Origin of the sequence: Hymenobacter sp. BT491 (assembly GCF_014349165.1) — a bacterium.
Lineage (GTDB): Bacteria > Bacteroidota > Bacteroidia > Cytophagales > Hymenobacteraceae > Hymenobacter > Hymenobacter jejuensis.
The window spans coordinates 576,839-601,989 of record NZ_JACSJJ010000004.1 but is presented as its reverse complement, the minus strand read 5'-3'; the positions used below and the strand labels follow the sequence as shown (position 1 = coordinate 601,989).

Below are 25,151 nucleotides of genomic sequence, written 5' to 3'. Positions count from 1 at the left end.
CTTTTTTTTCGCTCAGAATGTGCGGACATTGACGAGCCGTAGCGGACTCTGCTACAGCCTGATTTTTCAACTTCGACTTTTATCCCCTACATGGCATTTGACCTGAACATGTACCCTGTTGCCGAGAAATTCAAGACCTCGGCGGCTTATTTTTCAATGGAATTTGCGCTGGATCAGGCGCTTAAGACCTACTCCGGGGGCCTGGGCTTTCTGGCCGGCTCGCACATGCGGTCGGCTTACGAGCTAAAGCAGAACCTGGTAGGCATCGGCATTCTGTGGTCGTATGGCTATTACGACCAGGGCCGCAACGAAGACCAGACGATGCGGGCCGATTTTCGCCTCAAATCGTACTCCTTCCTGCAGGATACCGGCCTGACGTTCCCCATCATTATTCATGATGCGCCGGTGCTGGTGAAGGCGATGTACCTGGCCCCCGACACGTTCGGTACGGCCCCGATGTTTTTCCTGACCACCGACATTCCGGAAAACGACTACATCTCCCGCACCATTTCCCACCACCTCTACGACCCGGATACCGCAGCGCGTGTGGCACAGTCCATTCTGCTGGGCGTAGGCGGCGGCAAGCTGCTCGATCTGCTGGAGCGCAAGGTGGATGCCTACCACCTCAACGAAGGCCACGGCCTGCCGCTGGCGTTCTTCCTCTACGACAAGCACGGCCGGAACTTGGAGGAAGTAAAGAAGCGGTTGGTGTTCACTACCCACACCCCCGAACTTGCTGGTAATGAGGAGCATCCGATGAAGCTCCTGACGGATATGTCGTTTTTCGGCCCTGTTCCGGAAGAAGAAATCCGTCGCGTGGCCCAGGTCGAGAACAACACGCTCAACTACACGCTTACGGCGCTGCGCTTCTCGCACATCTCCAACGGCGTGTCGAAAGTGCACGGCGAAGTGGCCAACGAAATGTGGGGCCACTACAACGGCATTTGCCCCATCATCGCCATCACCAACTCGCAAAACGGCACTTACTGGCGCGACCGAAAGCTGCACGAAGCCCTGGCCGCCAACGATGATACCGCCCTGAAAGCCTGCAAGCGCGAGCTGAAGCAGGAGCTGTTCAAGATCGTGGCCGACCAGACCGGCAACTTGTTCGATCCGGACGTGCTGACCGTAGTCTGGGCGCGGCGCTTTGCCGGCTACAAGCGCGCCGATCTGATTCTGAGGCACTTCCAGCGCTTTCAGGAACTCATCAACAACGCTGACCGGCCGGTGCAGGTCATTTGGGCCGGCAAACCGTACCCCAAGGATTACGGCGCCATTGCTCTCTTCAACGACATCATCCGCAAAACCAAGCCGTTTAAGAACTGCGCCGTGCTCACGGGCTACGAGTTGGGGTTGTCGGCGGCCATGAAGAAGGGCGCGGACATCTGGCTGAATACGCCGCGCTTCCCGCGCGAAGCGTCCGGCACCAGCGGTATGACGGCCGCCATGAACGGCTGCGTCAGCCTGAGCATCGCCGATGGCTGGGTTCCGGAGTTTGTGCGCCACGGTGAAAACGGCTTTCTGATCCCATTGGCCAACGTGAACGAGCCCGAACCAGTGAAAGATGACATCGAAGCCACCGGTGTACTCGACGTGCTGGAGCAGGAGATTCTACCACTTTACTACAGCCAGCCCCAGGATTTCCTAGAAATCGCCAAGACCGGCATGCTCGAAGTCGAGCCCGAGTTCGAGTCCTGCCGCATGGCGACCGAGTACTACGAGAGAATGTACAACGCTTAAATAAAGAACGCTCGGTTTTATTGTATAAATAATTGATTATCAAATATATATGTAATCAAGCCGAGCCCAAACGCACACAAGCCGGAAACCCGCTGTACAGCTAGTTTCCGGCTTGTGTGCGTTTGGGCAAAGCGAACTAAAAGCGACTCCTTGTTGCGTTCAGCTACAATAAGGCATCGTTCGCACAGAATTCTACCGCGTTCAGCCAGAATACCGAGAGCGCATGGCAGCGGACTAGCTATTTTACGTTTCTGCTTGCCTTTATTTTATGTCCGCATCCCTCTCTCTCTCGGCCTCTAAGGAGGAACTTCTTGCCGCTTTAACTCAGGCCGAGAACCGCATTCTGCAGCTGGAATCGGCGCTGGCACAAGCCACGGCAGTCCAGGTAATCACACCGGCTGGCACCGATGCCCAGCTGGCGGAGCAGCGCAGCTTCTACGAAACCATTCTGGCCGAACTGCCCATCGAGGTAGTCGTTCTCGACGAGGCGCAGCGCTACCTCTACGCCAATCCGCACGCCGTAGCCGATCCGGTAGCCCGGCACTGGTTGCTCGGCCATACCCTCACCGACTACTGCACACAGTACGGGCACCCACTTGCATATGCCGAGCAGCGACAGGCAAAATTTAAGCAGGCCCTAAGCAATCAGCACTCTATTTCTTGGATTGAAGAAAGCCCTTCCGAGGATGGCGCCCGCTACTACCAGCGCAACTTCAAGGTGATCCTTCACCCCGACGGCTCGCTCCGGATGATGCTGGGCTACGGCCTCGACGTAACAGAGCGCTATTTAGCCGAAGAAAAGCTCCGCCAGAGTGAGCTACAACTACTTGAACAGCAAGAGTTTGCAAACCAGGTACTGGATACCAATCCCAGCATGATCTATGTGCGGGACGCCACGGGCCGCTTCACCTTCCAGAACCGCGGCATGAAGCAGCTGCGCGCACTGGGCGAGCGGCTGGAGGATTACGACCAGAGCTACCCGCAAGCATCGATACAGGCGCAGGAACGACAGATTTACGCCGCGGCCGAGTCGTACGTACGCGACACGCGCGAAGAAATTGTATCGGAAGATCCGTTTACGCTGCCCTCGGGCGAAGTGCTTTATTTTCAAACCGTTAGGCGTCCCATCGAGCGCCCGGACGGGTCGGTGGAAGTGTTGGCGGTGAGCACCAACATCACTGACCTGAAGCGGATTCAGGAAACCCTGCAACGCAGCGAAAAGCAGTACCGCGACCTGATGCACTACGCGCAGGCCCTGATCTGTACGCACGATCTCAACGGCAACGTGCTCTCCGTCAATCCGGCGCTGGCTACGCTGCTCAAGCGGCCGGCCGAGGCAATTGTCGGGCGCAGCTTGGCAGCCACCATGCCCGCAGAAGACCAAGAGGGGTTCGCAGAATACCTACAGCAAATCATTACTAACCAGGAAGTTACTGGACTCCAGCGCATCCTGCCCGATGGCAGCACTGAGCTTCGGTACGTGCACTATCGCAACTACCTCGTTCAGGAAACCAATCACGCGCCGTACGTCCTTTCCCACGCCCACGACATCACGGAGCGCATTTTGGCCGAGAAAGAAATGAAGCGCGCCCGCTACGAAGCCGAAGCCACCGCCCGCGCCCGCGAAAACTTTCTGGCCAACATGAGCCACGAAATCCGGACGCCCATGAACGGCATTTTGGGCTATGCCAACTTGCTAGCCAAGAGTCAGTTAAGCCCAATACAGCAACAGCAGCTAAACGTTATTCGCTCGTCGGGGCAGCACCTGCTGGCCGTGCTCAACGACGTGCTCGACATGGCCAAGATCACTTCGGGCAAGCTGGAATTGGACCAAACGGCCTTCAACCTCTGCGACTCGATGGGTCAGGCCGTGCAGCCGCTGGCGCTGCAAGCTGCCGAAAAAGGCTTGGCCTTCTACGCGACACCTCTGCGCCTAAGCTGCCCGCTGCCGTGGGTAGTCGGCGACCAATACCGTATCAATCAGATACTTATAAACTTGGTCGCGAACGCGGTCAAGTTCACGAAACAGGGCAGCATCACCGTGAAAGGACTGTTGCTGGCCGAAACTGATTCGCAGCTGACCGTGCAATTCAGCGTGGCCGATACCGGCATCGGCATCCCGGAAGACAAAAAAGCTCACATTTTCGAAGATTTCACCCAAGCCTACACCGATACCACCCGCAACTATGGTGGCACGGGCTTGGGGCTGAGCATCAGCCGGGCGCTGGTGGCCCAAATGGGCGGCACGCTGCATCTGGAAAGCGAACTAGGCAAGGGCAGCACGTTTGCGTTTACACTGAGCCTGCCGCGGGCACCGCTGTCGGTGCCCGTAGAACGCCCGAAAAACACCGATACCACTCGGTTGGCGGGCAAGCGCGTGCTGCTGGTGGAAGACAACGAAATCAACCGCGACGTGGCCCGCTTATTTCTGGAAGACTGGGGCGTTCAGGTAGACGAGGCGGCCGATGGCAACTTGGCCGTGGCGTTGTTCAAGCATTACACCTACGACGTGGTGCTCATGGACATTCAGATGCCCGGCATGAATGGGTTGGAAACCACGGCCCACCTGCGCCGCCACCCCGACCCGCGCCGGGCCGCCACGCCCATTCTGGCTCTTACCGCCAATGCCTTTCGGTCTGATAATGAGCAATATCTGGCGGCCGGCATGAACGATTGCCTGGCCAAACCTTTCGAGGAAGAAGACCTGTTCCAAAAGTTAGAAGCCCTACTAAATACCCCGCCGCCCGCCCCGCTTTACGACCTGACGCATTTGCGCGACTTGTCGCGCGGGCGGGAGGCGTTTGTGGCCAAGATTATCCGCTCGTTTCTCACCAATATTCCGGTGAGCCTCGAAGAATTGCGCGTGGCGGCAGAAGCCGGCTTGTGGCCCAAAGCGGCGGAGCTGTTGCATCACATCAAGCCCAATCTGCTGTCGTTGGGAATAGCCGGCGCGGAAGAGCCGCTTCAGCAGCTAGAGCGCTTGCGGCAGGCCAGTAACCCTAGCCCGGCCGAAGCCGAACAGTTGCGCGCTATCGTGCTGAGCCTCATTGCGCACATCGAGCAAGTGTTACAGGCCTTGCCGCACGAGGTAACCGAGCAGGATTCACAACCTATTCATTAACAAGCATATAGCGCCAAGTATCAGGAAAGCGCCTGGGGCTATGTACTCGCGGCACCTTCGGTTTTGCTACCCAGAAAACGAGCTACTGGCTTGTAAGAGAGGTCCCAGCACTGCCCACACGTTGTTGGCCACGATCTTGTAGCCTTCGGCGTTGGGATGCACGCCGTCGGGCAGGTTCAGATCGCGGCGGCCGAGTACGCTTTGCAGCAGAAAAGGCACAAACGCCACTTGATTCTTTTCGGCGAGCGTGCGAAAAAGCGCTTTGAATTCGGCAGCGTACCGGCCGTATTGATGGCTGCCGAAAGCGCTGAGGTCGAACGGGAACTCCAACCCAACCAGCACAATCTGCGCGGCCGGATATTTTAACTGCACCTGATCGAGGATGGCCTGCAGATTTTGGATGGTTTCGCGGACTGGGATGCCCCGCAAGCCGTCGTTGGCACCCAGCTCCAGTACAAACACATCGACGGGCTGGCGCTGCAACACACTGGCAATGCGCTGCCGACCGCCGGCTGTGGTTTCGCCACTCACGCCGTAGTTGATGGCTTTGTACGGAAGCTTCAGAGAGTCGATGCGCTGCTGGAGCAACGTGGGGAAAGCCGCGCTGGCAGGCAAGCCATATCCGGCCGTAAGGCTGTCGCCAAAAAAGATAATATTCTGCATATGTGCAATTTATAAAGCCAGTCAACCCAGGCACACAGCTTATTTACAGCACTGACGGCGAGGTCGCAACGCCCTCATCTGCCCTGTAGAAAAGCCGCCCGGAACCGGTAGTTGCTACAAACGTGAGGCCGCAGGGGAAGTTGGATGCACAGCTTACTTGGTATTTTTCACAACCTTTTTCACCCGAAAAGGCTTTAGCTTTGTCGCCAGGTAAGAACTATTCTCATCTGCCTGCCCTTTTACCAGCTTCTTCACGTTTTCAAAGTTTTATGCCTGTTACAAAAGCAACCGACGCAGACTTCCGCCAGCTTCTCGCCGACAACGAGAAAGTAGTTGTGAAATACTACGCCGATTGGTGCGGCAACTGCCGCCTATTCTCGCCCAAATTCAAGCGTCTCTCCGAAACCGAGCAGTTTCAGAACATCGCCTTCCTCGACGTGAACGCCGAAACGAGCCCCGAGGCCCGCAAGCTGGCCAGCGTCACGACGCTGCCTTTCTTTGCCATCTTCAAACAAGGAGAGCTGGTAGAAACCGTTTCGGCCAGCAAGGAAGAGGCCGTTGTAAGCCTTATTTCTAACCTCAACTAAATCAAGAGGTTATGAAAATGCCCGCCATCAAGCGCCTCGTCGAGACGCAACCGCTGCCCGCGCTGGTAGCCGCCGAAGAAGCGCTGCTCGAGGAGCGTGAACCCTCTTTTGAAGTAGAAGGCGAAGACGAGGGCGAAAAGCTCACGCACGTGTTTGCCGCCATCTTCATCCTGAACCACATGCAGGACAACGGCTCGGAGTTTAAGGATGCCATGCGCGAGTTCACCAAAAAGGTGCGTGTTTCGCTCAACTAAACCGGCCTTGCCCAAAAGCCAAACGGCCGCTGCAACCTGGGTTGCAGCGGCCGTTTTTGGTAATAAGGTCAAGTAATTACGCCTTGGAGAAGTGCGCAGCCACGAGCTTAAAGCCTTCTTCGGTGCAGATGCCGCGAATGTAGTAGAGGTAGATGCTGCGAAATACCTCCGATAAATTGTAGCGCGAGGGCGGAAATATATCGGCGTTGAGCAGCAGATTTACTTGCTCCAGAATGATTTTGGTGACCAGCTCGATGTTGATGTCGCTGCGAAATTGCTTCTGCAAGATCCCGTCATTCAACAGGTTATGAATCTGCGGATAGGAATACGTAGCCAAATGGTCCAGCATCATCGCCCACGTCTGGGGGTGATCCTGCTGAATTTCGGAATACAAGGTGCCGGGAATGTTCCGTAGCTCCTTGATGCCGTGTTGCAGCAGCAGCAAAATGCGCTCAACCGGACTGCCCGCCTTGGCAAACATGGCCGCATGCTCTCGCTTCTGCCGCTCCAGATCGTGCCGGGCCGCTTGGTCTACGAGGTCGTTTTTGTCCTGAAACATCTCGTAGAACGTGGCCGGCGAGATGCTCAACGAAGTGATGATCTGGTCTTCGGAGAGCGCACGCACACCATGCCGATGAAATAGCTGCTGAACCTCGTCCAGTAGCGTTGACTTTAAATTTGGTTGCATAGAGGGGTGGAAAGCGGCACTCAAAAAGCAAAAAAAAAGCAGGCTCTCCTACAAAAATTGCAATTCCCTTAGCCTATCAATCCCAACCCGAAAAAGAACAGGAGCTGCAACAAGTAGACGAAGGGCACCAGCGCGTTGCGCTTGACGAAATTGTTGCGGTTGAAATACACCTGCAAGATAAGCGCTACGCAAAACCACGCCTTAAAATTCTGAAGCGGGATCACGTTGAAATCCCAGGTCCAGAAGCCGTAGCGCACGGCCACTGGCTCGATGCACACGTCCATACCCACCATAAGCAGAGTAGCTACCACAGCCCGCACGAAGCCGGGGCCCGGCAGGTAACGCGCCAGCACGCCCGTCATGTAGGTTAGCATCAGCCAGTTAAGCCCAATGAGCAGCGGCACGTTCAGCCATTTCAAACCCAGCACGTCGCCGTATTGGTAATGGCCAAAAATGATTCCGGTGCGGATGCCGGCCACTTCCACAAAAAAGCCCACCGCCATTACGGTGAAGCAAAACCAGGCAAACGTGGCGCTCCGGTCGGGCTGAAAAGCCAGCAGCAACACCGCCGTCAGCAGCAGGTTGAGCGGCACGAATTGCAGGTAGAAGCTCGGATCTTTGGAAAAGCCCAGGCCCAGAAAGCCCGTTACGTGAAAAAGAAGAAGTACCCCCTGCGCCATGCGCAGGCGGCGCTGACGCGCTTCGAGAGCTACGGCAGTAGCGGCAGGCGGCTGTTGAGTTGGGTCCGTAAAGGGCACGCTTGGTTGAAATTTTGAATGTTGAATTCTGAATATTGAACGCATTTCCATAAATAATTGATAATCAATCATTTGCAAAATACGTTGTTATGTCGCGTTTTTCACTCCACCTTTATCGGGTAGAGATTAGGCCCGCGACAATTTTGGCGGAGAGCAGGCACAGCGGAATGCCGCCGCCCGGATGCACGGAGCCGCCGCAAAAGTAGAGACCTTCTAGTTTACGCGAAAAATTGGGATGGCGGAGAAATGCCGCCAGCATATTATTGGAACTGCTGCCGTACAGGGCGCCGCCAAACGACGAGGTATCCGCGGCAATGCCCGGCGGCGTCCAGACGCGCTCGCTTCGGATGAGTGGTTCGATGTCGCGGCCCAGTGCCTGACTTACCCGTTTCAACACGGCTTGGCGCGTATGCGCGGTAAGCGCTTCCCAGTCCTGGCCTTCGTCGTGGGGCACGTTCACCATCACAAACCAGTTTTCGTGGCCGGAGGGCGCATCGGCAGGCGAGCATTTGGACGTGATGTTGACGTACACCGTGGGGTCGGCGGCTACTGTTTTGTCCTGAAAAATGGCGTCGAATTCGCGCTTGTAATCTTGCGAAAAGAAGATATTGTGCAGCCCCAGTTCCGGAAACTCGTGCTCGATGCCCCAATAAAAAATCAGGGCCGACGACGACCGCGGCTGCCGGAGCGTGCGCTCGGGCGCCGGGGCATGCGGCAGCAAGCGGCGGTAGGTAGGCACCACGTCCATGTTGCTGATTACCAGCCCAAAATCATAGACGTCTTGCGGCGTGCGCACGCCGGTCACGAGGCCATCGGCCGTCAGAATTTCTTCCACCGGCTCGTTGTAACGGAACGTAGCGCCCAATTCCTCGGCCAATGATACCAAGCTCTGAGCAATGCTGTAAATGCCGCCTTCGGGGTAAAACGCGCCGATGCCGTGCTCCAAGTGCGGAATCATGCTGAGCGTGGCCGGCGCCTGGTACGGATCGGAACCGTTGTAAGTGGCGAAGCGGTCGAAGAGCTGCACAAGGCGCGGGTCAGCGAAAGTCTTGGCGTGGCGCTGGTGCATGGTGGCCGTCAGGCCCAGTTGGGGCAGCACCGCGACTGCTTGCAGCACGTCGGGCGTAAGGTAGGTTTTGGCTTTGTGTAACGACTTGTGTAAGAAAGTATTAGCTGTAGCCCCGTATGCTTTGGCACTGCGCCGCAAGAAACGCTGCACCGTTACGGCGGGTACTTGCAGCTTCGCTTCGATTTCGGCCGCAAACTTTTCTTCATCGGCCCAGGCGGTGAGGCGCGTGCCGTCGGCAAAGAAATACTGCGTAATCGGGTCGAGGCGCTGGTAGCGAAAATACTCCTGCGGATCGCGGCCGCACAGCCGAAACAGCTCGTCCACCAGTTCCGGCAGCGTAAACAACGACGGACCAGCATCAAACCGATAGCCGCCGGGCAGCTCAAACTGGTGCATCTTGCCTCCAAACGAAGCGGCCGCCTCAAATACCGTCACGGCGTGCCCGCGCGCGGCCAGCCGCACGGCAGCAGCAATGCCGGCAATGCCGGCTCCGATGATGGCAACGGGAGGCTTGGAGGAAGATCTGGAGCGGACAGCCATAACTACGGAAGGGCAGAAACGCGCTACCGGGTATTCCTCGTTCGCGCCAAGTATGGGGTTTGCGTTGGTTTTCAACTGCGTGCCGTATCACAACCAACTTGCGCGGCAGCACATTGCTACACAACCAACCGATGGCAATTGTTTACTCCACGGCCAGCACTAAGCCCTTCAAATACTCGCCTTCGGGGTGAAACAAGCTTACCGGATGGTCGGCGGGCTGCGTGAGGCGGTGCAGAATGCGGGCGGGCCGACCGGCTTCGATGGCGGCCGCCATGATAGCGCCTTCAAACAGCTCCATGCTGACGACCTGTGAGCAGCTGAACGTGAACAAGATGCCGCCGGGCGCAATCTGCTTTATGCCGGCTACATTCAGGCGCTTGTAGCCCATGAGCGCGTTGTGGCGCGCCGACAAATGCTTGGCAAACGCCGGCGGATCGAGCACGATGAGGTCGTATTGGTTGTGGCGCTCTTTCAGGAAGCTAAACACATCCTGAGCGTAGGCTTCGTGGCGGTCGGCGTGGGCGGTGAGGGCCGCATTGCGCTCAGTAAGCTCGATGGCACGCTTGGAGCTGTCGACAGAATGCACCAGCTCGGCTCCCGCTTCCAACGCATACACCGAAAAGCCACCGGTGTAGCAAAAGGTATTCAGGACGCGGCGACCGGGCGCGTAGCGAGCCAGCAACGCCCGGTTGTCGCGCTGGTCGATGAAGAAGCCGGTTTTCTGACCCGTTTCCCAATCAACGGCAAACCGATGCCCGTTTTCTTCAACAAGGTGCTCGTTACCAGTGCTTTCGCCTAGCAGATAATCATTCTTCGCCCCGGGGGCCGCTTTGGCCGGCACGGTCTCGGCGCTCTTGTCGTAGATGGCACTAAGGTTTGCACCAAGCACCTCCTGCAACGCCGCCGCAATCTGTGGGCGCGCGCGGTACATACCCGCGCTATGTGCTTGTATCACAGCTACATCGCCGTACACATCAATGATGAGGCCGGGCAGGCCGTCGCCTTCGGCGTGCACGAGGCGAAACACGTTGGTGTTCCCTGTGCCCGTCAGGCCCAAGCGCTGCCGAAGCTCGTAGGCATTGCGCAGCCGATCTTCCCAAAAAGCTGCATCGGGCTGCGGCGCGTCGGCCCCAAACGCCAGCATGCGTACGGCAATAGAGCCGGGGGCGTAATGACCCATGCCCAGCAATTCACCGTTGGAAGCCTGCACTGTAACTACTTCACCCTCAATGGCTTCGCCCTGCATGCGGGCAATAGCGCCCGAAAATACCCACGGGTGAAAGCGACGAAGCGAATGGTCTTTACCGGGTTTGAGGGTGATGGTAGCGGGCATGGCAGCGAAGTGAGGCAATGAAAAGCAAAAGAGAAACACAAAAGTACGCCAAAGCCCGCAGGCGCAACTACCGCAGCCAAGCGGTAATTTTGCGACTACCGCGCAGCGACGCCGCTTGCGCCCTTGTACGCCTATTTCCCTGATCTTATGGCTGAGTCTTTGCCCGAAATTATCCTTTATCGCCCTGAGCATCAGCCTGCTTTCCGGGCGCTCAACCACGAGTGGATAACCCATTATTTTCAACTTGAAGAACCCGACAACCGGATGCTCGACGATCCGCAAGGCTATATTCTAGACCAAGGCGGCCATATTTTTATGGCTTCGTACCAAGGGCAGCTCGTCGGGACGTGCGCACTGCTGCGCGAAACCGATGCGGTATTTGAGCTGGCCAAAATGGCCGTTACGCCCAGTGCACAGGGTCTTGGCATCGGGCGGCTGTTAGGAGAAGCAGCCATTGCGAAAGCGCGGGCCTTGGGCATCCGGCAGCTAGAGTTGTTGTCGAACCGCCGCCTGAGCCCGGCGCTGGCCCTGTATCGGAAGCTAGGGTTTGTAGAAGCGCCATTGCCGGCCTCCGAGTACCAGCGCGCCGACATCCGAATGGTGTTGGACTTATAAACGCGCGAAAGTGCGGCGGTAAATGGGCTTGCGATACGCAAACTGTGCCCACATCAACGGGTAGATCAGCAGGTCGAGCAGCCGCGAGGAAGTGCGATAGGTAATGTCGTCGACGATGATGCTGCCGCTCCTAACGGGGTTATGCTCAATAAGATGCCGGTGCCGCCAATACCGCAACGGACGCGGCAGCTCCTGCCCTTCGTCGATAAAATACATAGAGCCATCGGGCAGCTGCCCGGCTTCGGTAATCAGGCTAGTCCAGCGGAAGCGCGCGGGGCCAACCAGAAGCTCAATTTCCACGCGGTCGCCGGGCGTGCAGCCATCAAAGCGCAACAGCCGCATCGTCGGGAAAGGCGGGGCGAGGCGCAGAAATAAATCGCGCGTAAACCCCATGAAAACTTGCAAAGGCTGTTGGTAGACGGGCGTGCGGAGCTGAAGGTGCATTAGTGCACAAACGCCTTCCCAGCAGATTTTGTTTGTGGGCGGCGCCACTGAGCAGCTCAAGGTTCTATCTTTCCGGCGCTCTCCATCCTGTTTTCGTACTGCCTGTGTTACAGATAGATCAGCTCCCGGGCCGCACCATCCTTGCTGATGGCCGGGAATACCTCTTTTGCAGCGGCACCAGCTATTTGGGCATGGCACGCAACGCGCATTTTCAGGCGCTGCTGCTCGAAGGAATGCAGCACTACGGGACCAATTATTCGAGCTCGCGCATCTCCAATTTGCAGTTGCGCATCTACGACGAAGCCGAGCACTACCTCGCCCGCTATACCGGCGCCGAAGCTGCGCTCACCGTTTCTTCGGGCTACCTGGCCGGGCAGATGGCCGTGAAGGCACTAGCCCACGCCGGCCGCTTCGAGTACGCGCCCGGTACGCACCCAGCCGCGTGGCTAACGACCGATCTGCCCGCGGCGCCTGCCTTATCCTACCCTGACTGGGCCTCGGCGCTTCTCACACGGCTTGCCCACGAACCGGCTGAGCCAGTGGTAATTATCAGCAACTCCCTCGATCCGTTGCGGGTGCAGCGCTACGATTTCAGTTGGGTCAGCCAGTTGCCCCGCGATCGACCCATTACCTTACTCATCGACGATTCGCACGGCTTTGGCGTCACGGGGGTTGCGGGCGCTGGTATTATTTCGGAACTGCGCGTCCCCGAAGGGATAAACGTGTTGGTGATCAGCTCATTAGGAAAGGCCTGCGGCATTCCGGGCGGCGTAGTGCTAGGCTCACAAGCGTTTATCGGGCAGTTGCGGCAAAGTGCGTTTTTTGCCGCCAGCTCGCCGGTCGTTCCCGCTTATTTACACGCTTTTGTGCGCGCTGGCGAAATCTACCGCGAAGCTCGCGCGCAACTGGCGGCCAACGTGCAGCAACTAGCCGAAGCCGTGCAGCCGACCGGCATGCTCCAATCTTTCAACAGGTTTCCTGTTTCGTATATATCTGATAATCAGATATATGAATTTATGTTAAAGCGCGGCGTTTGGATTTCCAGCTTTCCGTATCCTTCACCTACCGATCCCTGCATCACGCGCATAGTGCTCAGCGCCTTGCATACGTCGGCCGATGTGGCGCGAGTCGCAGAACTCGTGACGGAGTTTGCGTCAACCACTTCTTGACTAAACGAAAACGGGGCGCGAAGCCTAGCTCCGAACCCCGTTTTCGTTGAGAATTACCGAAGGCTTACCCTAGCAATTCCTCAATATCCTCCTTGGTCAAGGACTTGATAATGGCCTCGTCCGTCGTAATCAGGTCGGTTACCAGCTGGATTTTCTTGTTCTGCAACGCCAGAATCTTCTCTTCCACCGTGTTCTTGGTGATGAACTTATAGGTAAACACAGTCTTGAGCTGGCCGATGCGGTGGGCGCGGTCCACGGCTTGCGCTTCTACGGCCGGGTTCCACCACGGGTCGAGGATGAACACGTAGTCGGCGGCGGTGAGGTTGAGCCCTACGCCACCGGCCTTCAGCGAGATCAGGAACACGCGCAACTCCTCGGTTTCCTGGAAGCGATTCACCTCTTTGTGTCGTTCGCGGGTGTTGCCGTCGAGGTAAGCATATTCGATCTGCCGCTCGTCGAGCGACGCCCGCACAATGTCCAAGTGCTTTACAAACTGACTGAACACCAACACCTTATGCCCTTCTGAAACGATGCTCTTGATCATCCGGATCACCTCACGCAGCTTGCCCGATTCGTCTTCGTAGCCTTCGTCGGCCATGCGCGGGTGGTTGGCAATCTGGCGCAGCTTCGTCAGGCCTTGCAGCAGCATAAACTGCGTGCTGGCCGTGCCGTGCTCTTCGATGTTTTTGAGGATCTTGTTGCGGTAGTAGCTCTTGGTTTCCTCGTAGCAGTGCGCCTGCTCCTCAGTCATGGGGCAATAGCTCAGATGCTCAATTTTATCGGGTAACTCAGTGGCTACCTGGGCTTTATGACGACGCAGGATAAACGGCTTGATAAGCGCGTGTAACCGGCGCGTCTGCACTTCGTCTTTGCCTTTCTCGATGGGCTTCAGGAATTCCTTGCGGAAAAACGCCTGTGAACCCAGCAACCCCGGATTGATAAACGACATCTGCGACCACAGGTCCATCGTGCTGTTTTCCACCGGCGTACCCGTTAGGATGAGGCGGTGGCGCGAGCGCAACCCGCGCACGGCCTGCGAAGTGGTCGAGCTCGGGTTTTTGATGGCCTGCGACTCGTCTAAGATCACGTAATCGAAGGCGTAGCTTTTCAGCAGTTCCGTATCAAGGCGCACGATGCCGTAGCTGGTCAGCACCACGTCGTAGTCCTGAAACTGCTCCACGTTTTTGTCGCGGTAAGTGCCCGTGTAGGTCAGGATGCGCAGACCCGGCGTGAACTTTTGCGCCTCGCTTAACCAGTTGTATACCAACGAAGTAGGCATAACCAGCAGCGATGCCGCCCCATCTGATTCGCCGCTTTCCTTGCGATCCAACAGCAGCGCTAACGTTTGCACCGTCTTACCCAAACCCATGTCATCGGCCAGGCAACCGCCAAAGCGATAGTCTTTTACGAAATGTAGCCAGTTGTAACCCGCCTTTTGGTACGGCCGGAGCGTTCCCTTAAAGCCAGCGGGCAATGCTTTGTCTTCCACGGCTTCGAACTCGCGCAGCTTTTCCAGCTTGCGGCTCATTACCACGTTGGCGAGGTTACCGTTCTGTAAATCAGCCACTAAGGCCAAGTGGTGTTTGCGCAGCGTGAGGCTGTGGTGGTGCTCTTCAGAAAACGCAAACAGCTCCAAGTACTGCGTAAACCATTCCTCGGGGATGATGGCGATCTGGCCGTTGGGCAGCCGGTATTCGTGGCGCTTGTTGAGAATGTAGGGCCGCAGCTTAACAAACGGAATTTCAAACTCTCCGAAGCGCACGGTGCCGTGCACATCAAACCAGTCGTTGGTTTCGGTGATGCCCACCTGCACCGTCACGGCCCCGATAAAGTAGTCTTTGCCCGACGTGGCGGCCTGCTGCACCGTAAAGCCTAGCCGTGCTAGCTCTTCGGCGTTGCTGTGCAGCCACCGGAAGGCCGTGGCTTTTTCGAGCACCGCCCGCCCGTTGCGCACCTCTAAAGCGCGGTCTTTCAACTCGCGAATGATTTCGTGCTCGCGGTCGAGGTTGCGGATGAGGCGGTGGAATATATATGAGCCCTCGTTCTTCTCCAGCTTCACGCACACCCGCTTGTCGTAGCCATTGTGCACGGTATGATCGCCGTAGCGGAACGAGAGGTCGAAATGGATCTGATCGGAAGTATCTGCTACAGAACTAGTTACCACTTCCGCCGTGCGGCGGCCGCTGGTGCGGCTGCGTTCGTCCTGCACCACCGTTGCGCTGGGCGAATCGGTGAAGGTAAGCTGGGGCCGGGCCACGTAGCGCTCCGAGCGAATATCGAATCCACGGGCGTGCACGTCGAACGACTCAACCAGCGGCGCCACAAACCGGTGGAAATAACTATCCTCGACCTGGCGCGGAATAACGATGAATTTCTTGTTCAGAAACGGCTGCAGCTTCTTGCCGTCGACGTCGTTCTGGAAGTTGTGCAGCGTGTCGTCCACAAGCATCCAGGCGGGCTGAGCGGCCACGATAACAGCACCTTTAAACTGAAAATCAAGCTTTTGGCCTTTGTACTGAATGGTTGGGAAGTAGTGCGTGCTGTCGTCGTTGCGGCGGAAATGAAACAGCACCGATGCCGGTTCGGGCGCTACCTGAATTTCGCGCCAGGTTGGCTCACCGTCCTTGCCCATGATGAAGACGCACTTCCCCTTCAAACGTTCTAGTATCTGCCCCATGCGCTCCTGCACGTAGCGGCAGATGGCGTCCTGCAAACCTTTGTCGCCTTTCTCCGGATCGTAAATTTTGAGGAAGAAATCGGCCGGAGTGGTCTTTTTCGACCAGAATTCTTTGATGACGGCATCCTGCTGAATCTGGTCGGTCAGGGCTACGAGCTCGAAATCCGTAGCATCTAGTCCATCAGCAAATTCGGAGGCGTTCTTGGCCGAAACCGTTTGATGTTGAAGCGTGAGTTGCCCTCTCGAATTGCGTTGTACTACATATGACTCGAACAAGTACCCTAAGTACTCGTGTTCAAGCAAAGAATAAACAATTTGAAACGGCTGTGAAGTTGAAACCTTCATAATCAACGACAGATATGCAACATCGAAAGTAGTAACAAATGCTAAATAGCGTAATTTCTATTAAAAAGTAAAATTAAATCTATAAATAGTTACATTGACAAGGCAGAAAATGGTTTTCTTACCACTGAAGCGTACTCCTCAGTAGACGAATTGCCCTTTTGTACAGGAATTTGCTAAAGGTTCTCTCGCACGTCAAGGCGCGAAGCGGCCAGAGCCGGGCGGATTGATACCGTAATGGTGATCACCACAATCGCCAAGCCGGTGAGCACGATATCGACCAACTGCATCTTCACCGGGTAGGCATCTACCACGCTGGTAGCCATGCCCATCGATACGATCTTAAAGGTTTGCTGTGCCCAGCAAATCGTGACGCCCAGGATGAGTCCCGTTAGGGCTCCGACCATGGCCACAATGGCGCCTTCGAGCAGGAAGATGTTGCGCACAATGTGCGAAGTCGCGCCCATAGCCATTAGGATGGCGACGTCCTTGCGTTTGTCGATCACAAGCATCGACAGCGAAAAGAAGATGTTGAGCGAAGCAATCAGCAGGATGAAGGCGAACGTGATGAATACAAACATCTTCTCCACCTTAATGGCTTTCAGCAGACTTACGTGCTGCTCATCGGAGTCCAGCACTTTAAACTGTTTGCCGAGCACCTTCCGCAGCCGCGCCTTCACGTCGTCGACGGGTTCGTCGTTTTTTACCTTTACTTCCAGCGCCGTGCGCTTGTTGCCGTACTGCAATAGGCTTTGGGCAAAATCGAGCGGCACAAAAATGTAGCTGTCGTCGATGTGCTGCTCGATCAGGAATACGCCCCCGGCCAAGATGTTCTGCTGGGTAAAAGCGTTGTCGAGGTCAGTTATGGAAAAGGATTTCTTGCCGCTGTTACGCGGGTAGAGCAAGCGCAAGGGCGAAAAACGGTTGTCGAGGGCAATGCTGAGTTCGTGCTGTACGCCGGCACCGAGCAGCGCGTAGTGTTCGCCGTTGCGATTGAGGCGGTGATCACCTTCTACAATGGCCGAATCTATGTTGCTCTGGGCGAAGTAGTTATTACTGACGCCCTTCATCTTGACCACCATCTGGCGGTCGTGGTATTGCAGCAGGGCGTTGTCTTCGATTACTTCCGTAACGAGGCCCACGCCGGGCGTGGCGCTAAGCCGAGTCAGCAGCGCCGGCGACACGGGAAACGCTTTGCCCTGGACAGCCGAAATAAGCAGGTCTGGGTCCGACTTGCCGTAGAGCGAGCGCACCAGATCTTCCAGCCCGTTGAAGACCGACAGCACGATAATCAAGGACATCGTGCCCACCGCCACCCCGATCATGGAGATGTTGGAGATGATGCTGATGATGTTGCGCTTCTTCTTCGACGAAAAGTAACGCCGGGCAATGAGCAGAGGGACGTTCAACGCGCGAGGATAAAGAGCAACTTATTAGGTAAATATCTGACAATCATATACCTATGCCAGATTACGCGTAAATAGGGAAGCTGGTCAGGCGCGCTTCCTGCGCAACCGGAATGAGCACCTTTCGCCCTCGAACTTCTATTTTAAGTGTTGAATCAACCATAGTAAAAACTGTGGGAATGCACCAATGAAGCACAAGAGCAAGATACGCCGCTAAGCGTAAAAGGTCTATTTCCAGGCTTTTACAATCAGGCCCGTACCGGAATCGTGCTTCATGCGCGCATCCAATGTGTTCAGAATCAAGCAGAACGGAAACGTCACGAGGTAATAAAACGGCAGCAGCACGAAAAACCACTTCGAGGCTCCCAGCATCAGAATCGGGTATTTCATGCTTAGGCGCCACGAAATCTGGCCGGGCTCGCCATAGCTGTAGCGGGCTTCGATGCGCTCGAAACCGGCCGTGCGCAGCTTCTGCTGAATTTCGTGGATGTTGTAGCCGTCGCGCACATGCTCTTCGATAAACGAGGTTTCGCCGTCGGCGTGCACATCGGAGCCACCTTGGTCGGAAGGGGTGGAAATCAGCAACATACCGCCGTCTTTCAGCGAAGCATGGATGTTGCGGAACACCTCTACGTCTTCCAGAATGTGCTCCATCACGTCCACCGACAGGGCAAGGTCGAAGGAGTTGGGCTCTTGGTACAGCACCAAGTCCTGCACGGCAAACTGCACGTTGGTGCGGCCAATCTGGCGGAAGAAGCGGTTGGAGTCGGCAATCTGCTCGTCCTTCACGTCCACGGCCAGGATGTTCCATTTCTTGCTCAGCCCCGACAGCCAGTACGTGTACTGGCCGTAGCCAGAACCGGCATCCAGGATGTTGAGCGCCTCGTTGGTACGCCCCGCGGCCCACTGCCGCAGCTCACGGTGTACGTGCCAGGTACGCAACAGCAACAAATCGAGCAACACGTAAAACGTGCGGCGCAGCCACGGCGTGCGGTTAAATACCTCACCCAGCGACTTTTTAATCGGATCGTAATACAAAGGGAAACGTTGAGTTATGAAGGACGAATCGCGAATTGAACCTGTGTACAAAACATTGATAATCAATTATTTGCACACATAAGGCAATTCACTTATTCCTCATCTTCGTCGGCAAAAAGTTTGGGGCGCTTCGAGTCAGGCTGGTCCTTGTCGGGGTCTTCCGGCTGCGACGGTGGGATGTTCAAGCCGCTGAATACCTGATCCATGCGGGCAGCATAAGCTGCACTGTCGTCGAGGTAGAAGGCCAGATCCGGCACAATGCGCAGCTGCTGCCTCACCCGCTTGGCCAAGGCGAGTCGAATGGTTTTGGCGTTGTCGCGCACCTCGGCCAGCATGCCTTCGGCATTGCCGGCAATGAGCAGGCTCAGGTACACGCGGGCCACGCCCAAATCCGGCGACACCCGTACCGTGCTGATGCCGGGCGCCAGCCCCGGAAACAGGTGGGGCAAGTCGCGTTGAAAGACGGCGGCCAGTTCCTGCTGCAGGAGGCTGGCAACTTTTTGCTGTCGTTTGCTTTCCATATGAATTGGCAAAGATAGCAGTTGGGGGCTTAGGGACTTGGGAACTTACCGACTTCGTGCAGCTTGGGCGCAAGACTGACGGTTTCCGACCCAACGCCGCAGGGATGCGAGTGGTACTGAGGCGCCAGCAGAAGGTCATTGAGCCGCAATGCTACCCTTCCCCTACACTGCTGCAACAATACCAGCCGAACGGCCTGCGTCATCAGGTAGAGACGTATTGGCTCCAGTAACAGGCTGCTACCTTTGCTGCTCGCGCGACCTCATCCGCCGAAGCCAGTCTCTGACTTGTTACGTTCCTAAGCCTTCCCGCTTTGCTTCGTTTTTTCAAAAGCCCGCTTCCTTCCCGCCTTATTTTGCTGGTATTGCTGCTGCTGGCCCTGCGGTTGCCGCTGCTGTGGTTGGGCGTGCCCCTGATGCCCGCCGAGCTACACGCATTGCTCGTGGGCGAGCGGCTGCACGAAGGCGCCCTACCCTACCGCGACCTCTATGACAGTACCGCCCCGCTGGCCTCGGTGCTGTTTGGTGCCCTCGATGTGATAGCCAGCCGACCGCTACTGCTGTATCGCCTGCTGGCGCTGGGCATTCTGGCTCTGCAAGCCCTGCGCCTAAACGTGGTACTCAACCGTGCCGATGTGCATCCTGAGCGCGGCTTTGTGGGTGCGCTGACTTACTTGCTGCTGGCCAGCAGCACCTTCGACCTCGACATTCTGTCGCCGCTCCTGATTGGCCATACATTTATCATTCTGTCGCTCAGTGCGTTACTGCCTACTACCCGCGAGGGCTACGACAACCGGCGGCTATTTCGGGCAGGCTTCCTGATTGGGGTAGCGGCGCTGTGCTATTTGCCGTTGGCGCTGTTTCTGCTGGTGGGGTTGTTTGCCGTTATCATCTTCGCAGCCAATTCTTTCCGGAGCTTTCTGCTGCTGGTGTGCGGCTTCTTGTTTCCGTACGCTGTGGCGGCTACGCTATTTCTTTATGCCGAGGCCTTGCCCAGCTTTGTTCAGTTTCACTTGCAGCCGGTGCTGCGCGGCGTGGTGGCGGGGGCCGACGGCTTGCCGCTGGCCTTGCAACTGCGGCTCCTGATTGTGCCGGGCGTGGTGCTCTTGCTCGCCTTAGGACGCACATTTACTACGTCGCTGGGCTTGGTTTTTCAGGTTAAGTTCTTGCAGCTCATGCTGGTATGGCTGCTAGTAGCCTTTGCGATGGCGGCGGCAGGCCGCGGGGCAGCACCCGGCACCCTCGTGCTGTTTCTACCTTCGCTAACGTACTTCAGCCTGTTTCTCTGGCAAAAAGCCCGGCGGGCATGGGCACCCGAAGTACTGCTGCTGCTATTGGTGGGCACGGTCGTCGTGATCCGGTACCGAGACGTCCTGCACCTCGACGGGGTGTTGCAGCTTCCTTCCGAGCGCAACTATGCCGTTCAGCCCAACCCCATTTATGCTACCCTGCAAGGGCAACGGCTGCTTGTGCTGGGCCCTGACCGGCGGCCCTACGTGCAGAACCGGCTGGCGTCGCCGTACCTCGATTGGCAACTAGCCCAGAAGGACTTTGGTCACCTGAACGAGTATGCCGCGGTGTTCCGGCTAGCCGATAATTTTGCCCCCAATCCGCCCGACTACCTCATCGACGAAGCGGGCTTGCTGCCGGAGCTTCAGTATAAAGTACCCAGTATCTTCGGCCGCTACAAGCCTACAGCCAACGAAAAAGTATATCGGCTAGTCAAATAGATAACTTCTTAATAATTAAGAAGTTATCTATTTGACTAGCCGTCAATCTTGCTGACTCTGGTCTGGTGACGACCGCCTTCAAAGGGCGTATTTAGGAACTGGCTAACGATGGCGCGAGCGGCTTCTTCGCTCACAAAGCGTTCGGGGATGCACACGATGTTGGCGTCGTTGTGCTGGCGGGCCAGCGTGGCCAACTCGGGCGCCCACGCGATAGCCGCCCGAATGCCCTTGTGCTTGTTGGCGGTGATGCACACGCCATTGGCCGAACCGCACACCAAAATACCGCGCTCAAACTGCCCGCCAGTAATGGAGTTGGCCAGCGGATGCACAAAATCTGGATAGTCCACAGAATCAGCGGAATACGTGCCAAAGTCTTGCACTTCGTAGCCGTTGTCGCGTAGCCACTGGGCTAGCATTTCCTTGTATTTGAAACCGGCGTGGTCGGAACCGATAGCGAGGGAGTTGCTCATCATGGTCAGGTTTAGGCTCAAAAATAAGCGGCCCTCCCGTATCAATCACCGGAGGGCCGCTTGGTTTATGCGTTTGCTATCGGATTGAGTGCCCTACGCACGCCCTTTATTGGCTGCCAACTCGGCGTTGAGGCGTTGCAGATTGTTGCGCGTTACGATGCGGGCAATGTTGATACTCAGCTCGTAAAGCAGCAGAATCGGGATGGTCACGATGATCTGGGCCGAAACGTCAGGCGGCGTAATGATGGCGGCTAGCACCAGAATCACCACGATGGCGTGCTTGCGGTAGAGGCGCATGATTTCGGGCGTAATCAACCCGGCTTTGGCCAGGAAGAACACGATCATGGGCAGCTCAAACACGAACGCGCACGAAAGCGACATGGTGGTGAGCGTGCTGATGTAGCTTTGCATGTCGATCTGGTTCTCGATTGTCGGATCGACGGTGTAAGAGGCTAAGAAGTTGATACTCAGCGGTGCCGCGATGTAATACCCAAACAGCAAACCCAGGATGAACAGCACCGACACGAAGAACACGGCCCCTTGCGAGTTTTGCCGCTCGTGCGGGTACAGGCCCGGTTTCACGAAGCGCCAGAGTTCCCAGAACGTGTACGGAAACGCCAGCACGATGCCCACCATAAACGATGTGCTGATGTGCATGGTCAGCTGGCCGCTCATCTCGCGGTTCTGAATCACGAACCCGATCTTATCCATGCACAGGTCGGGCGCGCCGATCCAGTTGCCGAACTTGCAGAACATGCGATAAGTCCAGAAATCGGGCCGCGACGGCCCCAGAATGAGGTCGTGAAAAAGAAAGTCCTTGGCAAAAAATGCCCCGGTTGTGAACACGACAATCGAGACGGCCGCGCGGATGATGTGCCACCGCAAGGCCTCCAGATGGTCGATGAACGTCATTTCATGCGCTTCACCGAGCGCCTGCTCGGGTTCTATATGAGCCTGATCCACAGAGGTTTACTTGAGTAATAGGTAACGAGCCAGATAGCCGCGTCGAAGGGAGTTAGAGAACAAACGTAAACCAGCGATCCCCGGATGTTGCCGGCGTGTGCGCTAGGGTGCGTTGTGGCCCTGCCCCGTGCCTGACTATTCGGCTCCTTTAAACAACGGATACTGCTGCATCCATTCGTTCACTTGCCGGCGTACCTGCCCGATATGAGTTTCGTCGTCGTGGTGCATCAGTACGTCGTCGATGAAGGTGACGATGCGCTCCATGTCGGCTTCGCGCAGGCCGCGGGTCGTAACGGCCGCCGACCCGATGCGCATGCCCGAAGTCACAAACGGCGACTTATCGTCGAAGGGCACCATGTTTTTGTTGATGGTGATGTCGGCTTTGATCAGCGTGTTCTCAGCCAATTTGCCCGTCAGGCCCTTGCTGCGTAAGTCAATGAGCATCAAATGGTTGTCGGTGCCGCCCGAAATAATCTGGTAGCCGCGGTCGGTGAAGCCTTTGGCCAGCGCCTGCGCATTGCGGATGATTTGCTGCGTGTACTCGGCGTACGTGTCGCTGAGGGCTTCGCCAAACGCAACCGCTTTTGCCGCAATCACGTGCTCCAGGGGGCCGCCCTGCGTACCCGGAAACACGCCCGAGTCGAGCAGGGCCGACATGGGGCGTAGCTCGCCTTTCGGAGTTTTGAGGCCGAAGGGATTGTCGAAGTCTTTGCCCAGCATGATCAAGCCGCCGCGCGGTCCGCGCAGGGTCTTGTGGGTAGTGGTAGTCACGATGTGGCAGTGCGCAAACGGATCGTTCAGCAACCCTTTGGCAATCAGGCCTGCGGGGTGCGAAATATCGGCCAGGAGCAAGGCCCCTACTTCGTCGGCGGCTTCGCGCAGGGCTTTGTAATCCCAGTCGCGGGAGTAGGCCGAGGCCCCGCAGATGATGAGCTTGGGCTGCTCACGACGAGCGGCTTCTTTTACTTTTTGCCAGTCGATCAGGCCGGTTTCGGGCTCCACGCCATAAAACGAAGGCTTGTAGAGCTTGCCCGAAAAGTTGACCGGCGAGCCGTGCGTCAGGTGGCCGCCATGCGAGAGGTCAAAGCCCAAAATCTTGTCGCCGGGCTGCAAAATGGCCAGCATCACGGCCGCGTTGGCCTGGGCACCGGAGTGCGGCTGCACATTCACCCATTCCACCCCGAAGAGTTCTTTGGCACGGTTGATGGCGAGTTGTTCGACTTGGTCTACAATCTCGCAGCCCCCGTAATAGCGCTTGCCCGGAAGCCCCTCGGCGTATTTGTTGGTGAGCACCGAACCCTGGGCACGCATGACTTGCTCCGAGACGTAGTTCTCGGAAGCAATCAGCTCGATGCCGTGGGTCTGACGCTCGTTTTCCTGGCGAATAAGATCGAACAGGACGGTGTCCTGCGTGAGAGTTGCGGTGCTCGTTTCCATATCCCAAAGGTAGTTCAATTAACATTTATGAACTTAAGAAGCTGCATCCCCTTCCTGCCTTTTGCTCGTAGGTTGCCTGGGCCTTTGCCATTTACTTTGTGCTTCTTAATACATTGCTCTTTATTCCGGTCCGCATCCTCGCCAGCCACAGCTTATTGCTAATTGCTAAGTAATTATGAATCAGCCACTTGCCGAGAGCCTTACCCAGTTACGAGTGGGCGATCAATCGCTGCTCCTGACCTTTTACCAGCAGCACCGCAACCACTTTGCGCGGTGGGCCCGTCAGCACCACAACCTGCAGTCGCCGGCCGCCCACGAGTTGCTTCGCGAAGTGCTGCTCGACTTCTACGATCAGGTAGTGGATGGCCGGATCACGCGGTTGCCGCTGGATTTGCGCGCCTACATCTACGGCATGGCCCGCCAGCAGGTCTCGACGACGTTTGTGATCCAGCAGGCGCAAGTGTTGCCCAAGGCCGAAGCGCAACGGCGGCAGAAACTGCTGCAAGCCTTTATGCAGCTCAGCGCCGACTCGCAGCAGGTGCTTCTGTTTTTTTATTACCGAGGCTACAATTTTGTAACCATGGCGGGAAAAATGGGTTATGCCAATGCCAACGTGGCGCGAATCCAGAAAAACAACTGTCTGCGCAAGCTCTACGAACTGCTGTCGCGCTCCGATGCAGTGGCTTCGGTGTGAGCGACCCGTGGTTTCTGCGTAATTTGCCACCCTCCTCACCGCCGAACGAGTAACCAGGTAAGTTTTTACCCCGTGCTTAGGCCTTCGCGTATGATACCGCCTGCTGATTTGCGCCCTTATATAGAAGAACTAGAGCGCTTTGCCGACGGTCAGATGTCGAACGATGAGCAGGCGGCTTTCGAAGAACGCCTGAGTCACGATGCTGACCTGCGCCACGCCTACGAAATCTACGAGCAACTCACCGCCGATCTGCGTTGGGTAGCAGGCCACGCCACACTCCGGCAGCGCTTACTGGCCCTCGACCAACGCCTCGACCAGCGCCAAAGCGCCGTAACCCGAATGCGTCGCCGAAAACGCAGCACCCAGAAGCGTTGGGGCATCCTTGCCGCCGGAGCCTTACTGCTGATTGCGGGCGTGTGGCTGATGACGCGCTCCGGCATCCGCAGCAACGACCCCTGGACGCGCTACTACGTGCCCGACCCCGGCCTACCCGAGGTAACTGTGCAGGGCGACCGGCGGCCGCTGCTGGCCGAAGCCATGCGCCAATACCGCGAAGGGCATTTTTCTACGGCGCTGGGCACGCTGCGCCGCGTCCCCACCGACAACATTGGCCAGGACACGCTGCTGTATTACAACGGTATTTTTCTGTTGCGCGAAAACCAGGCGGCAGCAGCCCGGCCATTTTTACGGCGCGTCAGCCAACAGTCCGAGTCGCCGTTGGCGGGGCGGGCTCGCTACCACTTGGGCATGGCCTCTTGGAAGGAAGAACGGGTAGAAGAAGCCTCGCGCATGCTCCGCGACGTGGCCGCCGACTCCGTCAATCCGTATCGGCGGGCGGCGCAGCACCTGCTGAAAGACCCGATCTTCCACGCTGATTAATAATTACAACTCCTTA

22 protein-coding genes are annotated in these 25,151 nt (G+C 56.9%); 9 read left to right on the top strand and 13 right to left on the bottom strand.

Features of this window, described 5'->3' with window-relative positions; all coding sequences use genetic code 11:
- The first annotated feature begins 90 nt into the window (after positions 1-90).
- Positions 91-1,740: an alpha-glucan family phosphorylase gene (glgP, locus tag H9I52_RS19295; RefSeq protein WP_187455194.1), complete on the top strand. Its 1,650-nt coding sequence runs from the start codon at positions 91-93 to the stop codon at positions 1,738-1,740.
- Between the two features lie 268 nt (positions 1,741-2,008).
- Positions 2,009-4,861, top strand: coding sequence for a response regulator (locus H9I52_RS19290; protein ID WP_187455193.1), 2,853 nt, complete (start codon positions 2,009-2,011; stop codon positions 4,859-4,861).
- Between the two features lie 66 nt (positions 4,862-4,927).
- On the opposite strand, the gene H9I52_RS19285 is transcribed toward H9I52_RS19290, so the two are convergent.
- Positions 4,928-5,524: an arylesterase gene (locus H9I52_RS19285; protein WP_187455192.1), complete on the bottom strand. Its 597-nt coding sequence runs from the start codon at positions 5,522-5,524 to the stop codon at positions 4,928-4,930.
- A 269-nt stretch (positions 5,525-5,793) separates the two neighbouring features.
- On the opposite strand from H9I52_RS19285, the gene H9I52_RS19280 reads away from it, so the two are divergent.
- Both H9I52_RS19280 and H9I52_RS19275 read left to right on the top strand, forming a co-directional pair.
- Positions 5,794-6,111, top strand: coding sequence for a thioredoxin family protein (locus H9I52_RS19280; RefSeq protein WP_139515337.1), 318 nt, complete (start codon positions 5,794-5,796; stop codon positions 6,109-6,111).
- 11 nt (positions 6,112-6,122) lie between these two features.
- Complete coding sequence (locus H9I52_RS19275) at positions 6,123-6,365, top strand: DUF6952 family protein (protein ID WP_187455191.1); 243 nt, start codon at positions 6,123-6,125, stop codon at positions 6,363-6,365.
- A gap of 76 nt (positions 6,366-6,441) precedes the next feature.
- Here the strand turns inward: H9I52_RS19275 and H9I52_RS19270 are convergent, their stop codons facing one another.
- The 4 genes from H9I52_RS19270 to H9I52_RS19255 all read right to left on the bottom strand — a co-directional run bounded on the left by H9I52_RS19270 (position 6,442) and on the right by H9I52_RS19255 (position 10,753).
- Positions 6,442-7,053 carry a TetR/AcrR family transcriptional regulator gene (locus H9I52_RS19270; RefSeq protein ID WP_187455190.1) on the bottom strand — a complete coding sequence of 204 codons (612 nt, stop codon included), beginning with the start codon at positions 7,051-7,053 and terminating at the stop codon, positions 6,442-6,444.
- 68 nt (positions 7,054-7,121) lie between these two features.
- Positions 7,122-7,811, bottom strand: a complete 690-nt coding sequence (locus H9I52_RS19265) for a carotenoid biosynthesis protein (protein ID WP_187455189.1) — start codon at positions 7,809-7,811, stop codon at positions 7,122-7,124.
- 112 nt (positions 7,812-7,923) lie between these two features.
- On the bottom strand, positions 7,924-9,420 hold the full coding sequence (gene crtD, locus H9I52_RS19260) for a 1-hydroxycarotenoid 3,4-desaturase CrtD (RefSeq protein ID WP_187455188.1): 1,497 nt from the start codon (positions 9,418-9,420) through the stop codon (positions 7,924-7,926).
- A gap of 142 nt (positions 9,421-9,562) precedes the next feature.
- Complete coding sequence (locus tag H9I52_RS19255; protein ID WP_187455187.1) at positions 9,563-10,753, bottom strand: class I SAM-dependent rRNA methyltransferase; 1,191 nt, start codon at positions 10,751-10,753, stop codon at positions 9,563-9,565.
- Between the two features lie 147 nt (positions 10,754-10,900).
- Between H9I52_RS19255 and H9I52_RS19250 the strand changes: the two genes are divergently transcribed.
- Positions 10,901-11,368, top strand: a complete 468-nt coding sequence (locus H9I52_RS19250; protein WP_187455186.1) for a GNAT family N-acetyltransferase — start codon at positions 10,901-10,903, stop codon at positions 11,366-11,368.
- Here H9I52_RS19250 and H9I52_RS19245 read toward each other — a convergent pair.
- Positions 11,363-11,812 carry an SRPBCC family protein gene (locus tag H9I52_RS19245; protein WP_187455185.1) on the bottom strand — a complete coding sequence of 150 codons (450 nt, stop codon included), beginning with the start codon at positions 11,810-11,812 and terminating at the stop codon, positions 11,363-11,365. The genes H9I52_RS19250 and H9I52_RS19245 overlap by 6 nt on opposite strands.
- A 104-nt stretch (positions 11,813-11,916) precedes the next feature.
- On the opposite strand from H9I52_RS19245, the gene H9I52_RS19240 reads away from it, so the two are divergent.
- Positions 11,917-12,981, top strand: coding sequence for an aminotransferase class I/II-fold pyridoxal phosphate-dependent enzyme (locus H9I52_RS19240; RefSeq protein WP_187455184.1), 1,065 nt, complete (start codon positions 11,917-11,919; stop codon positions 12,979-12,981).
- 64 nt (positions 12,982-13,045) lie between these two features.
- On the opposite strand, the gene H9I52_RS19235 is transcribed toward H9I52_RS19240, so the two are convergent.
- The 4 genes from H9I52_RS19235 to H9I52_RS19220 all read right to left on the bottom strand — a co-directional run bounded on the left by H9I52_RS19235 (position 13,046) and on the right by H9I52_RS19220 (position 18,965).
- Positions 13,046-16,003, bottom strand: a complete 2,958-nt coding sequence (locus H9I52_RS19235) for a DEAD/DEAH box helicase (protein ID WP_187455183.1) — start codon at positions 16,001-16,003, stop codon at positions 13,046-13,048.
- Between the two features lie 173 nt (positions 16,004-16,176).
- On the bottom strand, positions 16,177-17,409 hold the full coding sequence (locus H9I52_RS19230) for an FtsX-like permease family protein (protein WP_139515327.1): 1,233 nt from the start codon (positions 17,407-17,409) through the stop codon (positions 16,177-16,179).
- A 225-nt stretch (positions 17,410-17,634) separates the two neighbouring features.
- Positions 17,635-18,444: a class I SAM-dependent methyltransferase gene (locus H9I52_RS19225; protein WP_139515326.1), complete on the bottom strand. Its 810-nt coding sequence runs from the start codon at positions 18,442-18,444 to the stop codon at positions 17,635-17,637.
- A gap of 92 nt (positions 18,445-18,536) precedes the next feature.
- Positions 18,537-18,965 carry a ribosome-binding factor A gene (locus H9I52_RS19220; RefSeq protein ID WP_139515325.1) on the bottom strand — a complete coding sequence of 143 codons (429 nt, stop codon included), beginning with the start codon at positions 18,963-18,965 and terminating at the stop codon, positions 18,537-18,539.
- Positions 18,966-19,276: 311 nt separating this feature from the next.
- Here H9I52_RS19220 and H9I52_RS19215 point away from each other — a divergent pair, with 311 nt between their 5' ends.
- Entirely contained in the window at positions 19,277-20,692 is a 1,416-nt protein-coding gene (locus H9I52_RS19215) for a hypothetical protein (protein WP_187455182.1), read from the top strand.
- Positions 20,693-20,727: 35 nt separating this feature from the next.
- On the opposite strand, the gene rpiB is transcribed toward H9I52_RS19215, so the two are convergent.
- The 3 genes from rpiB to glyA form a co-directional block, all read right to left on the bottom strand.
- The gene (gene rpiB / locus H9I52_RS19210) at positions 20,728-21,162 is read right to left on the bottom strand and encodes a ribose 5-phosphate isomerase B (RefSeq protein WP_139517735.1); all 435 of its coding nucleotides are present in this window, start codon (positions 21,160-21,162) and stop codon (positions 20,728-20,730) included.
- Positions 21,163-21,255: 93 nt separating this feature from the next.
- Positions 21,256-22,125: a twin-arginine translocase subunit TatC gene (gene tatC / locus H9I52_RS19205; RefSeq protein WP_230471331.1), complete on the bottom strand. Its 870-nt coding sequence runs from the start codon at positions 22,123-22,125 to the stop codon at positions 21,256-21,258.
- Between the two features lie 135 nt (positions 22,126-22,260).
- Positions 22,261-23,562, bottom strand: coding sequence for a serine hydroxymethyltransferase (gene glyA / locus H9I52_RS19200; RefSeq protein WP_187455181.1), 1,302 nt, complete (start codon positions 23,560-23,562; stop codon positions 22,261-22,263).
- 175 nt (positions 23,563-23,737) lie between these two features.
- Between glyA and H9I52_RS19195 the strand changes: the two genes are divergently transcribed.
- Both H9I52_RS19195 and H9I52_RS19190 read left to right on the top strand, forming a co-directional pair.
- Positions 23,738-24,256, top strand: coding sequence for an RNA polymerase sigma factor (locus H9I52_RS19195; RefSeq protein WP_139515321.1), 519 nt, complete (start codon positions 23,738-23,740; stop codon positions 24,254-24,256).
- Positions 24,257-24,346: 90 nt separating this feature from the next.
- On the top strand, positions 24,347-25,135 hold the full coding sequence (locus H9I52_RS19190) for a hypothetical protein (protein WP_187455180.1): 789 nt from the start codon (positions 24,347-24,349) through the stop codon (positions 25,133-25,135).
- The last annotated feature ends 16 nt before the right edge of the window (positions 25,136-25,151 follow it).